General features: G+C 63.6%; 14 protein-coding genes. 5 read left to right on the top strand and 9 right to left on the bottom strand.

Annotated features, from left to right (window positions below; genetic code table 11):
• Positions 1 to 222: 222 nt before the first annotated feature.
• Both dnaG and QAZ22_RS13610 read right to left on the bottom strand, forming a co-directional pair.
• Entirely contained in the window at positions 223 to 2175 is a 1953-nt protein-coding gene (gene dnaG / locus QAZ22_RS13615; protein WP_278207278.1) for a DNA primase, read from the bottom strand.
• A gap of 138 nt (positions 2176 to 2313) precedes the next feature.
• On the bottom strand, positions 2314 to 2676 hold the full coding sequence (locus tag QAZ22_RS13610) for an RcnB family protein (protein WP_278207277.1): 363 nt from the start codon (positions 2674 to 2676) through the stop codon (positions 2314 to 2316).
• A gap of 363 nt (positions 2677 to 3039) precedes the next feature.
• Here QAZ22_RS13610 and QAZ22_RS13605 point away from each other — a divergent pair, with 363 nt between their 5' ends.
• The 3 genes from QAZ22_RS13605 (at position 3040) to QAZ22_RS13595 (ending at position 6301) form a co-directional block, all read left to right on the top strand.
• Positions 3040 to 4704 (top strand): Na/Pi cotransporter family protein, encoded by a 1665-nt coding sequence (locus QAZ22_RS13605; RefSeq protein WP_278207276.1) that lies wholly within the window; start codon positions 3040 to 3042, stop codon positions 4702 to 4704.
• Positions 4705 to 4781: 77 nt separating this feature from the next.
• Entirely contained in the window at positions 4782 to 5039 is a 258-nt protein-coding gene (locus QAZ22_RS13600) for a DUF2061 domain-containing protein (protein ID WP_278207275.1), read from the top strand.
• Positions 5040 to 5119: 80 nt separating this feature from the next.
• Positions 5120 to 6301 (top strand): MFS transporter, encoded by a 1182-nt coding sequence (locus QAZ22_RS13595; protein WP_278207274.1) that lies wholly within the window; start codon positions 5120 to 5122, stop codon positions 6299 to 6301.
• A gap of 27 nt (positions 6302 to 6328) precedes the next feature.
• On the opposite strand, the gene QAZ22_RS13590 is transcribed toward QAZ22_RS13595, so the two are convergent.
• Entirely contained in the window at positions 6329 to 7705 is a 1377-nt protein-coding gene (locus QAZ22_RS13590) for a PLP-dependent aminotransferase family protein (protein WP_278207273.1), read from the bottom strand.
• A 111-nt stretch (positions 7706 to 7816) separates the two neighbouring features.
• Here QAZ22_RS13590 and QAZ22_RS13585 point away from each other — a divergent pair, with 111 nt between their 5' ends.
• Positions 7817 to 8203 carry a DUF983 domain-containing protein gene (locus QAZ22_RS13585; protein WP_278207272.1) on the top strand — a complete coding sequence of 129 codons (387 nt, stop codon included), beginning with the start codon at positions 7817 to 7819 and terminating at the stop codon, positions 8201 to 8203.
• A 29-nt stretch (positions 8204 to 8232) separates the two neighbouring features.
• On the opposite strand, the gene QAZ22_RS13580 is transcribed toward QAZ22_RS13585, so the two are convergent.
• Together QAZ22_RS13580 and QAZ22_RS13575 are read right to left on the bottom strand one after the other, a co-directional pair.
• Positions 8233 to 8790, bottom strand: coding sequence for a GNAT family N-acetyltransferase (locus QAZ22_RS13580; protein WP_278207271.1), 558 nt, complete (start codon positions 8788 to 8790; stop codon positions 8233 to 8235).
• Between the two features lie 53 nt (positions 8791 to 8843).
• Positions 8844 to 9554: a DNA helicase gene (locus QAZ22_RS13575; RefSeq protein ID WP_278207270.1), complete on the bottom strand. Its 711-nt coding sequence runs from the start codon at positions 9552 to 9554 to the stop codon at positions 8844 to 8846.
• Between the two features lie 285 nt (positions 9555 to 9839).
• Between QAZ22_RS13575 and QAZ22_RS13570 the strand changes: the two genes are divergently transcribed.
• Positions 9840 to 10844 carry a hypothetical protein gene (locus QAZ22_RS13570; protein ID WP_278207269.1) on the top strand — a complete coding sequence of 335 codons (1005 nt, stop codon included), beginning with the start codon at positions 9840 to 9842 and terminating at the stop codon, positions 10842 to 10844.
• Between the two features lie 25 nt (positions 10845 to 10869).
• Here QAZ22_RS13570 and QAZ22_RS13565 read toward each other — a convergent pair whose 3' ends face one another.
• From QAZ22_RS13565 to QAZ22_RS13550, 4 genes are all read right to left on the bottom strand, one after another.
• A complete protein-coding gene (locus tag QAZ22_RS13565) occupies positions 10870 to 11154 on the bottom strand; it encodes a hypothetical protein (RefSeq protein ID WP_278207268.1) in 285 nt (94 codons plus the stop codon).
• Between the two features lie 126 nt (positions 11155 to 11280).
• Entirely contained in the window at positions 11281 to 12027 is a 747-nt protein-coding gene (locus QAZ22_RS13560) for an amino acid ABC transporter ATP-binding protein (protein WP_278207267.1), read from the bottom strand.
• A gap of 3 nt (positions 12028 to 12030) precedes the next feature.
• Positions 12031 to 12879, bottom strand: coding sequence for an amino acid ABC transporter permease (locus QAZ22_RS13555; RefSeq protein WP_278207266.1), 849 nt, complete (start codon positions 12877 to 12879; stop codon positions 12031 to 12033).
• Positions 12876 to 13622: an amino acid ABC transporter permease gene (locus tag QAZ22_RS13550; RefSeq protein ID WP_278207265.1), complete on the bottom strand. Its 747-nt coding sequence runs from the start codon at positions 13620 to 13622 to the stop codon at positions 12876 to 12878. The genes QAZ22_RS13555 and QAZ22_RS13550 overlap by 4 nt, the downstream gene beginning before the upstream one ends.
• Positions 13623 to 13674: the final 52 nt, after the last annotated feature.

The following is a 13674-nucleotide window of genomic DNA, read 5'->3' as shown; positions in this document are numbered from 1 at the left end:
AGGCCTTTTGCCTGTCCAGTCACCAGCACCTCACATCGCTCAAAATTTCCCGCCGACGCCGGGGCACGGTTAACGTTTCGAATCGTCCTGATTCCGCCAATCTGCCAGAAGGTCAAGCGCCTCTGGCATGATTCGCATGAAAAAAGCGAATCAATTACCCGACTTAGAGGCGTCGATTCGACGCGCCTGCGCATTTCCACTTCATTTTCGGGCCGGCTGGACCTAAACGCGTCCAGCCCTGCCCGATGAAACGCCGAACCCTTCGATCAGCGCTTCCGTTGCCTGTACATCGTTGAATTGCGCTTGAATCTCGACGAGATGCCGGAAGTTTTCATCCGAAGGGTCTGCATCGAGCGCCGCCTGCGCCTGTTTCAGCTCTCTATGTAAGGTGCGCGCGCTGCGCTGCAAGTGCAGCGCCTGGTTGAAGGCGTCGCGGGCATCGTCAAGGCCGGCGGTTTCGAGCGCCGGCCACTGTCTCGCGCGCTTGATCAGCGCGACCGCACGCTCCCAGATGCCGCCGCAGCCGGCGCGCTCGATGGTCGCGATCACCGCGTCGCGATCGTCGGCCGCGTCTTGCGCCATCGCGTCGAGGATGGCGGCGTGCAGTCGCCGCAAATCCGAATTGGCAAGGTCGAGGAATTCGACATGCGCGAAATTCTCGTCGATCAGTGGCGGATGGTTGACCAGGGCCACGATGATCGTCGCTTCGCGCACCGACATGGCCTCGCCCGTCCGCTTGACCAGCGCCGAACGGCCGAGGCTTTCAGTGATGGCGGCGCGCGCGCCGGCAGCGCCCCGGCCAAACGCCCCGCCTGGCGCCGAACCTCTGCCGCGCTCGCCCGGCCGACCGTCCTGGCGCCCCCCCTGATGGCCTTGCCGCGCGCCGCGCTGCGAGCCGAAGAAGCTCAAGACGCGTTCGCGCATCTCCTGTTGATAGTGGTAGCGCAGGCTTTCGTCGCGGATGCGGCCGGTGAGCTCGCGCAGCGTCTTTTCGAGCTCCGCCCGCCGCTCCGGCGTGTCGAAGACGCCGCCGGCCGTCTCGCGCATCCACAAAAGATCGGCAAGCGGTCTCGCTTCCGCCAGCACCGCGCGAAATGCGTCCGGCCCCTCGGACTTGACCAGATCGTCCGGATCCTTGCCCTCGGGCAGCAGCGCAAAGCGCGCCGAGCGCCCTGGCTGGACCGCCGGCAACGCCAGATCGGCAGCGCGCCATGCCGCTTTCAGCCCGGCCTGGTCGCCGTCGAAGCAAAGCACCGGCTCGCCGGCCATGCGCCACAGAAGCTCGAGCTGGTTTTCGGTGAGCGCGGTGCCGAGCGGCGCCACGACATTCTCGAAGCCGGCCTGCGCCAGCGCGATCACGTCCATATAGCCTTCGACGGCGATCACCGTGCCGCCCTTCGCCACCGCTTTGCGCGCGCGGGCGAAATTGTAGAGCACATTGCCCTTGTGAAAGAGCTCGGTGTCAGGCGAGTTCATGTATTTCGCGAGCGCGTCCGGCGCCAGCGCGCGTCCGCCAAAGGCGATGATCCGCCCCCGCGAATCCGGGATCGGAAACATGATGCGGTCGCGGAACCAGTCGTAGGAGACCGGGATGTCGTCGCCGTGCCGAACCAGCCCGCAGGCCTCGATATCGGCCTTCGGCACGCCCCTGGCTGCAAGATATTCTTTCAGCGCATTGCGGCTGTCCGGCGCATAGCCGAGCCGGAAGGACTGCTGTGTCGCCGGCGTCAGGCCGCGGTCGCGCAGATAGGCGCGGGCTTTTGCCCCTTCCGGTCCCTGCAGCCGCTCCTGAAAGAAGACGGTCGCCATCTCCATGACGTCGGTCAGGCTGGCGCGTTCCTTCTCGCGCCGCTCCTCGGCGGCATCGCGCACCGGCATCGGCACGCCGGCCATCTCGGCGATCTTTTCGACCGCTTCGGGAAAGCTCATGCCGTCGAGCTCGGTCAGGAACTTGAAATGGTCGCCCGAGACCGAGCAGCCGAAGCAATGGTAGCGCCCTTTTTTGTCCTCGCAGTGGAAGGACGGGCTCTTCTCGCCGTGGAACGGGCAGCATGCCCAGAAATCACCGCGCGATGCGTTGGACTTCTTCCTGTCCCAGGAGACGCGCTGGCCGATGACCGAGGAAATCGGCACACGGTCGCGTATCTCGTCGAGGAAGGCGGGCGGAAAGCGCATAGGGAAAGGCTCGTTTGCCCTCCATATAATCAAGCCGTCCGGGCGCGACGACTCGTTAAAGTCCATCGTACCCACTTTTCACAGACAAAAAGAAGGCGGCCGAGCGGCCGCCTTCCTGGTGTTCGGACCGTTGCCGGATCAGTGCGCGGCGATCGCGCCGAAGATGATGCCGGAGACGATGCTGACCAGAAGATAGTCGTTGCCGACACGAATCCACTCCTGGCCGGGACCGGGACGGCGCAGACCGTAACGGTTCCAGTCGCGCACCGCCTGATGGCGCTTCCAGTTGGAATATCTCTGGCCGCTGCGCCATTGGCTGCGCCTCACCACCACCTTCTTCTTGACCACCACCTTCTTCTTCACGACGCCCGACTTCTGCCAGTCGACCTTGGTGTAGTTCGACTGCGGCGCGCTTGGCTGGTTGAGCGACGCGGCCTGGCCCGAGAGGGCCGAGGCGGCCAGCATCGAGGCGGTGACGACGGAAAGTATGAGACGCTTCATGGTTGGTGCTCCTTGGTTGTCGATAGGCAAGGAGATAGCCGGGCCCGGATGAACCGAAACTGAACGTCAGGATTACAATCCTGTAATGATTTCCAATGCTTACATAAGCTGCTTCAACAATCTGCAGAGACCGGGCAGATCATCGGCCAGGCATACGCGTGAAGTCTGCCGCCCGATTCACGGGCGGCATGCAACCAATGTGCCCTCTATCCATTTCCGACACACGCCGTCGCGTGCCGAACGTCGGCCGAATCGGGCAAAATTTATTATCCGGCTAATGTAAACTGCTGTAGTCTCGACCTTCGAAATGCTCGCGATTCGTACTCTTTTCCGCTTCTTTGCCGCCTCGTCGCGGGGTTCGGCATGAGCGGATCCGTCGTCCTTCTGCATCTCGCCGGCGCGGTGGCGCTGATGCTGTTTGCCACCCGTATGGTGAAGACAGGTGTCGAGCGCGCCTACGGCGATGTGCTTCGCCACAGGCTGCGCGCCACGATGCGCAATCCGCTGATGGCGGTGCTGGCCGGCTGCGGTCTGGCGATCGCCTTGCAGAGCTCCACCGCCGTCACGCTCCTGGTCGGCTCCTTCGCCGGCGCCGGCATCGTATCGGGTGCCGCCGGGCAGCTTGCCGTGCGCGGCGCCGAGATCGGATCGGCGCTTGTCGTCAAGCTGTTGACGTTCGACCTGTCGCTTCTGGTGCCGGTCTGCCTCGTCGCCGGAACGGTCATGTTCATGGCTACGGAACGGCGCGACTGGCGCCAGTTCGGCCGCATCCTGGTCGGCATTGCCCTGCTGCTGCTCTCGCTGGAGATGATCGGTCAGGCCTCGGAGCCGCTGCGCCAGAGCACGCTGATGCCGATGATCGTCAATTATTTCTCCGGCGATCCCATCACCGCCTATCTTCTGGCGGCACTCGTCACCTGGCTGTTCCACTCCTCCATCGCCGCTGTGCTGTTGATGGTGACGCTGGCCGGCCGCGGCTTCATCCCGCCGGAGCTCGGCATCGTGCTGGTGCTCGGCGTCAATCTCGGCTCCTCCATCATCGCGCCGTTGCTGACCCGTAATGCCGATCCCGGTGTCCGCGTCGTGCCGGTCGGCAACCTCCTGATGCGCGGTATGGGCTCGCTGATCATGCTGATCCTGTTCATGACGGTAAAGCCGCCGGTCGGCTTTCTCGGCGCGACCGGGCCGGACCAGATCGTCAACGCGCACATCCTGTTCAACGTGGTCATCCTGCTGGCCGGCCTGCCGCTCGCCGGCCTCGTCTATCGTGCCTCCGAAAGCATCGTGGCGCTCGGCGCGAAGCCCGAACCGGCGGCAGCGCTCGACGTTGTCGAATTGTCGGCGCTGAACGAGAGCGCGCTCGACACGCCGAGCCAGGCGCTGGCCAATGCCACGCGAGAGGTGGTGCGGGTCTGCGAGACGGTCGAGATCATGCTGAAGCGCATCATCGAGCTCTACGAGAGCGCCGACGGCGACAAGATCAAGGCGCTGGCCGCCCTCGACGACCGTGTCGACAAAAAGCACGCGGCGATAAAGCTCTATCTCGCCAAGGTGACGAAGAACCCGCTCAGCGAGGACGAGGCGCTGCGCTGCCAGGAACTGATCGGCGCCTGCGTCAAGCTGGAGCAGGTCGGCGACATAATCGTGCGCAACATGCTGGTGCATGTCAGGAAGAAGCTCGAGCGCGGACTGGAGTTCACGCCCGAGGGCTGGCGCGAGCTCTTCGCCTTCCATGCCTCGGTGCTCGCCAATGCGCGGCTAGCCTTCAACGTGCTGGTCTCGCGCGACCCGGAAACAGCCCGGCAACTGGTGCTGGAGAAAGACCTGCTGCGCGAGCGCGAGAAAGAGACGAGCGCCAGCCATTTCGTGAGGCTGCGCGACGGCACCGCCAAAAGCGTCGAGACCAGTTCCATCCACCTCGACACCATCCGCGACCTCAAGCAGATCAACTCGCTGCTCGCCTCCATGGCTTATCCCGTGCTCGAGGAACGCGGCCTGCTCGGCGGCTCGCGGCTCAAAGCGGGCTGACAAAATTTCGTCTTTGCTCATCCTCGCATGCGTCGGCTAAGGAACATCCGAGGCCCAACGGGAGGATGATTTAGTCGATGGACACCCATTCGCGCAGCTTCGTCAAGGCGCTTTCCTGGCGCGCAACCGGCACGATCGACACGATGATCATCTCCCTCGTGGTGACTGGAAGCATTAAGCTCGCTGCAGCCATCGGCGGGACTGAAGTTGTCACCAAATCGCTGCTCTTCTACCTTCATGAGCGAGCGTGGCTGAAAATTCCTTACGGCAGGCACAAGAAGCCGGCCTCGTCGCCGACGACCGCGGCAGAGCTGAACCCGGTCAAGAAAAGCTAAAGCGGCGTCGATAATTTCTGCATTGCCGGCAGCGCGCATCCGTGGTTTGACGCCCTGCATTCAAACCAACCCTTTGCGCCATGCTGCCGCTAATTGCCCTGTTCATTGCCGCTTTCGCTTTCGGCACGACTGAGTTCGTCATCGCCGGCGTGCTGCCGGAGGTGGCGCAAGGACTCGGCGTTTCCGTTCCCACTGCCGGCTATCTCGTCTCCGGCTACGCTTGCGGCATCGCCATAGGCGGTCCGCTGCTGGCGCTCGCCACCAGCAGGGTCTCGCGCAAGGCGCTGCTCATTTGGCTGACGATCGCCTTCTCCCTTGGCCAGGCCGCCTGCGCGCTGGCGCCCGATTTCACTTCGATGCTTCTGCTGCGTGTCGCGACCGCCGTGGCGCATGGCTGCTATTTCGGTGTCGCCATGGTCGTCGCGGTCGGCCTGGTGCGCGAGGATCAGCGCGGTCGGGCCGTGGCGGTCATCCTCTCGGGACTGACCGTCTCCAACGTCATCGGCGTGCCGGCCGGCACTGCGATCGGCGGCCTCTGGGGCTGGCGCGCGACCTTCTGGGTGATGTGCGCACTGGGCGTCGTCGCTATCGTCGCCATGGCCGCGCTGCTGCCACGCACCGCGGGCGCCGCCAACCGGCCTGCGGGCTTGGCGCACGAGGTGCGTGTCCTCGGCCGCCAGCAGGTCTGGACCTCGCTCATCCTGATGCTGATGCTGATGATCGGCCAGTTCGGCCTCTTCACCTATATCACGCCGACACTGCTCGAAATCACCGGCCTCGACGAGAGCCTGATCCCCTTCGTGCTGCTGCTCAACGGCGTCGGCGCCACGATCGGCGTTCTCTTGGGCGGCAAGCTCGCCGATTGGAAGCTGATGCCATCGCTGATCACCATGCTTTTCCTGCAGGCGGTGATGCTTGGCGTCATCTACGCCGTCAGCCCCTATCCGGTGCCGATGATCGTCGCCATCGTCATCTGGGGCGGCCTCAACTTCGCCATCGGCGCGCCGATCCAGACCCGCATCCTCGCCTGGACGGCGGACGCGTCTAACCTGGCTTCCTCGCTCATCCCGTCCGGCTTCAACGTCGGCATCGCGCTCGCCGCATCGCTGGGCGCGGCAATGCTCAATGCCGGCTTCGGCTATCGCAGCCTGCCGGTTGCCGGAGCGCTCGCCATGCTGGTGGCCGTGGTCGTCGCGCTCGCCTCGCAGGCGTGGGAATGGCGCAGCCGCGCGACGCCGCCGCTGCCGGCCGCGGCGGGGTAAGGCCGCTCCGTCGCCGGCCTGACTAGATCAAACCGGAGTTGACGAGGATTCGAAGCGACCGGCAAGGATCGACAGCAAACTGCGCAGGCCCTCCCCCAGCCTTTCGCGGCTGGATGCGGCGCCCAGCGCCAGGCGCAAGCCGTCGGCAACGCCGGGCACGACGGAAAACTCCTCCGCTGGACTGATGGCCAATCCGCGGCGTCGGGCCACATCGCCAAGCTCTGACGAGCGCGGCCGCCCCTCCAGCGGATACCACAAATGCAGGCTCGTTTCCGTCGAGGTGAAACCCGCCGGCAGGATCTTGCGCGCGATCTTCTGCCTGGCCTCCGCTTCGGCACGCACCGCGCCCGTGATCTCGCCGGCCAAGCCGCTTCGCACCCACTCGCAGGCGAGACCCGTCATCAGCGGCGGCGCCATCATGGTGATGCCCCGGATTGCCGCCGCGATCCGCTCGACGGCCTGCACGTTGGGCGCGGCAAGGAAAGCGGTACGCAGGAATGGCGAGATGCATTTCGCCAATGTCGCCACATGGAAAGTCCGCTCCGGCGCCAGACTGAGGAAGCCCGGCGGGGAAGTGGTCTGCAGTGGACTGTAGGGATCGTCCTCGACGATCATCAGGCCAAGTTTGCCCGCCATCCGCACAATTTCCCGGCGCCGGCCCTCCGGCATGGTGAGCGCGGTGGGATTGTGGAGCGTCGGATTGAGATAGAGGACGCGCGCGCCGTGCCGTCGCGCCGCTTCCTCCAGATGGTCGGGACGCATGCCGTTATCGTCGCGGCCGACGCCGGTCAGCTTCCGGCCCGTGGTCTCCGCCAGCGCGATCAGGCCGGGATAGGTCAGCGTGTCGGTGAGGATCGTATCGCCCTCGCGGGTTTGCGGCAGAAGGACGGCCGCGAGCAGCGCCTGCGCCCCCGAGCCGACAGCCACGCGTTCGACCGGCAGCCTGTCGCCGGTTGCGGCGAGCCATAACGAGGCGGCGGCGCGTTCGGCGGGTGAACCCGGGCCGGGATGGTAGGAAAGCAGCGCTTCCGCGCTGGAACGTTTGAGCAGCCCTTCTATGCCGCTCCTGATCAATACCGGCAGGCTGAGACCCGAAGGCGCCGGCGGAATGTTCATGCTCAGATCGAGGATCGGCTCTTCCGGCTCGCCGGGCGTGACGAAGGTGCCGCGACCGGCCGTTGCATCGATCAGGTTCCTGCGGCGGGCTTCGGTGAACGCCCTGGTGACCGTGGTCAGATCCACGCCAAGGAAGCGGGCAAGCTCCCGCTGCGGCGGCAGCCTGTCCCCAGGCTGCAGCCGGCCGATCGAGCGGGCGGCAGCAAGGGCATCGACAATTTTGAGATAGATCGGCCGAGGGCCTTCCTCCAAGGGAGAAAGCCAGCTGAGGTCGCTCTCGTCGTTCATCCTGTGATCCATACACTTTGTCGCATTGTATGCATACAATCATGATACTAGTATGCATTGGTGACCTCAAGGCCGATCGAAATGCCATGCGAGGTCTCTGGAGTGACGACCATGCAAGATCATGCGCACTATCCCCACCTCGACCCTTGGCGGGTTGGCATCCGTGGCCGCTGCCCGCGTTGTGGGGAGGGCCGGTTGTTCGACGGATTTCTGAAGCTGGCGCCGAAATGCGACGTCTGCGGGCTCGACTATTCGTTTGCCGATCCCGCCGATGGCCCGGCCTTCTTCGTCATCTGCTTTGCCTGTGTGCCCTCCGTGCTGTTCGCCGTCTGGGCCCAGGTGACCTTCGAGCCTTCCATGTGGTTCCACGCCTTCGTTTCGGTACCGATAATTCTGGCGACCTGCATTCCGCCGCTCCGGCCGCTGAAAGGCTGGCTTGTCGCCAGCCAGTTCTACTACAAGGCCGAAGAAGGGCGGCTGGCCAGGCCCGGCGAGTAGCGCACGGGCACCCTTGCCGCGACGGAGGTCTAGAGATCGATCCGGAATTTGAGGCTTTCCGCCCCGCCATAGGCGGCGAGCTTGGCGAACCGCCCCACGAGAATGCCGCCATTGGCCAGGATCACCCTCTGGGACGCAAGATTGTCGAGATCCGTGGTGATCTCGACATAGTCGAGACCCACCACCCTCGCCTCGTCCAGCATCAGCCGCAGCGCTGCGGTGGCGTAGCCGCGCCGCTCCTTCCAAGGCACCACGGCGTAGCCGATATGGCCGAGCACATGCGAGGGCAACGCCGACGTGCCCTTCTGCCAGCGAAGCCCGATCGAGCCGGCAATTTCGCCATCCCAGATCCAGCGCCGGAAACCCGGCAGGCGTGGCGCCGTCGTGCCGTCCGGCAATGTTATCGGCGGCCCTTTCGCCTCCGGGTCGTCAAGACCGGCGAGAAATGCCACCGGGTCTTCCTCGATGGCCGCGAGCTGCTCACGCGTCGCTTCCAGGAGCCGCACATTGTCCGGCGACCAGCCGCGCTCCAGCGCTGCCTTGTAGGACGGCAGGTGTTCGAGCGCGGGCTTGACGATTTCGAACATGATCCGGTGTCCCCTTGCAGACCCGGCAGGCATAGCCGCGGCACGGATTGCGCTCAAGCTGCCTGAAAGCGGATTTCGCCCTTGTTCAGGAAGCACATCTTGTCGAAGAGCGACAAATCCAAAGCGTTCGGCAGCCGGAAATCGCCAAGGTCGGGAAATGGCTTCCTGGACGGATCGTACGCCCGGTCGATCTGCGAGATGAAGATCAGGATCAGTCCCCTGTCGCGCGCAAAAGACCGCAACATCGGAACCTGTATCTTCAGCTCCGGATTCTCGCGCCTCTGGTCGAGAAGTTGCAGGTAGTCGATGACCGCTAGCGTCCCGCGAGGCGCCGTCCGCAATCTGCCGATGATGTAGTCGGCGCAGATGGCGTCCGAATTGTCGAATTCGAACAGGCCGTCGAAGAGCGCCGGCTCGGCCTCGATGGCGCGAAACCGATCCAGAATGTCCGTGTGCGTGTACTCCAGCGTAAAGAACACGCTGTGTCGGCCGGACTTCATCGCCTCGACCGCAAGCTCGAGGCTCATCAAGGTCTTGCCTTGGCCAGGCCTTGCGCCGACCAGCACGAGGTCGCCAGGTTCCAGTTGCGCAAGCAGGCTGCCCGCGGGCGTCGCCTCTGCGGCTTTGGCCGCAAGCAGGCTCCAGCTGGCGAAGCCCTCCCCGGCGGCGACCCGATCGAGGGCCTGGTGAAGCGGCACTCCTTCCCTACGGGAAAGGAGCCTGGCCTGACGCTTCAGACGATAGATGGGCGCGGAAAGCCGCATCGAAAAACCTCCTGCCGCGAGCAGTCTTCGCAACCCCTCCTTATGCCTGGTGCTCGAACAGTCGGTTGAGTGATCCAATGCCCCGCATGGACGATGCTTTCCCGATGGAGGGAGGAGGCGTGGGCGCGCCGGAATCACATGATACCTCAACACGAACGGACCGGGAATCACGCATGTTAAGGGCACGCTAAACTAGAAGTGTTTCGCCGATCGGCGCGAGGGCTTTTATGATTGGCGCAGGTGATTCATCGTAGGAAATAGCGGCTGGAGAGGGGAAATAATCCGGTGCGGTTGAGATCTGTTTCGCTGGGCGTCGCGATTGTCTGCTTCCTCGCCGTTATCGGCGCGCTGACGATGTCGGCCCGATCCTTCGCAGCGCTGCGGTCGTCGAGCATTCCGACCTGGCTGCAGGCCCATGTCGGCGAAGGCGACGGCCAGATCGCTCAGGTGGTCTTGGAACGGGCACGCGCGCTTTACCTGAAGAAGGTGAGCGAAGGTTCCGTGAAAAATCCCTGCTACTTCGCCATGGACGCAACGCGCCCCGGCGATCTGGGCAACGGAGTGCTGGGACGCCGCTACTACATCATCTGCGAGGCCGAGCAGTCGTTCCGCGCGGTCTCGGCCGGTCACGGCGGCGGCCGAAACCTGAAAGGCGTCGCGGATTTTGCCAACGGCAGGCGTTGCGCCAAGAACTTCGGCAACGCGATGGACTCGGAACTGACGGCCGGCGGCGCCTACATGACCGCCGAGGCGAAAACGTCGTTCAAGGGTTTCTACCGTGTCGGTGCGAAGCAGAACGCGGTGTTCATGCGCACCTTCATACAGTTCGATGGCGAAGGCGAAACCGCCAATGCCAGGCAACGCGTGATCGGCGGGCACCCGGCAGCGCTGCTGAGGGGAATGTGCCTTCGCAAAAGCCCGAACAGCTCATACGCCGACCACGACGGCTATGTTCCCTTCGGCAAGCTGGTGAATTATGCCGGCGGCCGCAGCAATGGCTGCACAAGTTGGTCTCCCGCGGATGCCGAGCAGATCATCCCGATGGTGAAGGACAATCCGACGACGCTCTACATCTATCCAGAATCGCGAGACATTGCCGCCATGGCGCGTACCGTGGCGGCCAGACAATCGGCTTCGGCCGCCGGACTCTACTGGAACGCATCCTGCCTGAAGGAGATCGGCGCTCCGAAATTCTGGCCGAAGAGGATGCTTGAGCCGATCATCGCGCAATACAAGAAGGATCACCCTTTGCCGCCTCCGCAACCGGTGCCGATCTGCAAGGATCCGTGAGGTTCCCGCCGTCGGGCGACAATTCTTACTGAAGTGATCCCTTGACGGCGCTTTGGCTCGGCGAGGTCCATCCGGCCGTCACGGCCTGCGCCCGCTCGCTGGCAAACATCGTGAGGCACCATTCCGATCGGACTTCGTCGTGCCGCAGGATGTAAAGCGCGCCATCGCTGCCCTTGACCTTGCAATAGCGGTAGTCGGCGCCGAACCATTGGTCGACCATCTCGAAAACATCAATCTGCTCGCCGTTGAGGCTGAACCTCCGGGGCACGTCGACGTCGCCGTCTTGCCGGGTTTCGACCTTGATCCGCATGCGCGCCTCCGCGCGTCTGATAGAGGTTGATCGTTGTCCTTCACCTAGGCACTCGCCCGGCCGCCTGCCACCCGACCGGCTCGGACGGGCCAGATCGCCGGCGAAAGAACGCAGCCGCAAGACGATCTACAGCACCTGCTCGAGAAATGCCTTCGTCCGCGCCTCTCGCGGATGATCCAATATTTCCTGCGGCGGGCCGTGCTCCACGATGACGCCTTGATCGGTGAAATAGATGCGGTTGGCGATCTCGCGTGCAAAACCCATCTCATGCGTGACCAGAATGCACGTCATTCCTTCACCCGCCAGTTCGCGTATCGTGACCAGCACTTCCTTGACGGTTTCGGGGTCGAGCGCGGCCGTCACCTCATCGAACAGCATCAGATCCGGACGCATCGCGAGCGAGCGGGCAATGGCGACACGCTGCTGCTGACCGCCGGACAATTCTCCCGGATAGGCGTCTTCCTTCCCTTCGAGGCGGACCTTCCTGATCAGCGCCCGCGCGCGTGCCTCGACCTCGCGGCGGTCCTGCTTGAGGACGTGGATCGGCGCCATCATGATGTTTTGCAGCGCGGTCTTGTGCGGAAACAGATTGTACTGCTGGAAGACCATGCCCACCTTGCGGCGCAGCGCCAGCTTGTCCACTGCCGGATCATTGACCTCCTGTCCCTCGACGGTGATCGAGCCGGAATTGATCGGCACCAGCGCGTTGATGGAACGGATCAATGTCGACTTGCCGGAGCCGGACGGTCCGATGACGCAGATGACCTCGCCCTTCATCACCTGAAGGCTGATGCCCTTGAGCACTTCGATCTGGCCGAACGACTTGTGCACGTCGTGGAGACGCACCATCGGTTCATCGGGGGTCCAGGCCATGGCTCAGCTCTTGACGTTGAAGCGCCGCTCGAGACGGACAGTCCAAAGATTGATCGGGTAGCAGTAGATGAAGAAGCACAGCAGCGCGAAAGCGTAGAGCGGCGCCAAAAGGTCCGTTCGGCCGCCTTCGGCATTGTGAACCTGCGCGGTCAGGGTCAGCATCTCGTTGATGCCCACGACCGAGGCCAGCACCGTCGCCATCGTGACGAGCGAATAGAGGTTCATCCAGGGTGGCAGCATCCGCTTCACGCATTGCGGCAAGATGATCATCCACATCGTCTGCCGGCGGGTGAAGGCCAGCGAGTCGGCCGCTTCCCATTGGCCGCTGGAAATGGATTGCACCGCCCCGCGCACGATCTCGGCGACATTGGCCATGACCGGCAGCGCGAAGCCGATGACCGCCTTGACCCAGTCAGGAAACGGAACCGTGACGTCGCCGATGCGGAACTGGTAGGGGATGAGGTACATGGCGAAGAACAGCAGCACCAACCATGGCGCGTTGCGGAAGAACTGGGTCAGCACCCACGCGCAGCGGCTGAGCCAGTGGAACTCGCTCAGCTGCAGCAGACCAAGGCCAAGACCCACGATCGTGCCCAGCGCCATCGACAGCACGGAAATAAGAAGATTGAAGCCGAAGCCGGTCAAAAGCAGCGGCATCCATTTGATGATGACGCCGACTATCGACAGCTCTTCCGAACCCGTCTGGGCACCGGCGGCGGGCGCGAACAAAAGCACTGCCGCGATCAAAGCCAGGCCGTGCCAGGCGCGAAACCGCAAAGCCGGCACGGAAGGTGGCCGAACCGGCAGCAGCACGGCCAGGTCGGTCATCGGTTTGATGCGCCCTTCCGTCATTGGCCGAATCCCGGGATGCGCAGCGACCGCTCCCAGCGGTGCATGACCCATACGAGCACGCCGACCAGCAGAACGAACGTAGCCAACAGCACGCACATCATTTCCGTCACGTTCTGCGATTCCGCCCAGATTTGCGTGACCGCATAAAGCGCCTCGGGAACCGCGATGGCATAGGCAAGCGTCGTGGTCTTCAGCAGGTTGACCAGATTGTTGTTCAACGCCGGCAGGCAGACGCGCAACGCCAGCGGCAGGACGACATGGCGGTAAGCGCCGAGGCGCGTATAGCCGAGGGCTTCGGCCGCCTCCACCGTGGTTTGAGGCACTGCTTCGATTCCGGACCGGAAGATTTCGATGTTGAAGGCGCCGGCAAACAGGGAAAGGGAAATGATCGCCCACTGCACGTTGCTAAGCAGCGGCTCACGCAGGCCGATGTCGTTGTAGGTGGCTGGCAGCAGCTCGCCCATGCCGAAATAGAAGAAGAAGATCTGAACCAAGGGCGGCGTGTTGCGGAAAATGACGACGAATATCTCGACGAGGCCGCGCACGATCCCGATCCGCGAGCTTTGCAGCCAGGCGCCGATCACCCCCACGACGAGGCTGATGAGGATCGACACGACGCTCAGATAGATCGTCATGCCGACGCCCCTGGCGAACTGGGTCGCATCGTAGGGATCGTAGAAGATCGTGAAATTCAGCCCTGTAGTTTCGTAGAGGCTACGAAACCAAGCGGCGATTTCCTGCATGCATATCACCCACTGGCAGAGGCAACCAAGGCGCGCGGTCTTTCCACGAGCG

It is taken from the genome of Mesorhizobium sp. WSM4906 (assembly GCF_029674625.1).
Classification (GTDB): domain Bacteria; phylum Pseudomonadota; class Alphaproteobacteria; order Rhizobiales; family Rhizobiaceae; genus Mesorhizobium.
Note: the sequence above shows the minus strand (reverse complement) of the source record. Positions and strands in the feature narration are given on the sequence as shown.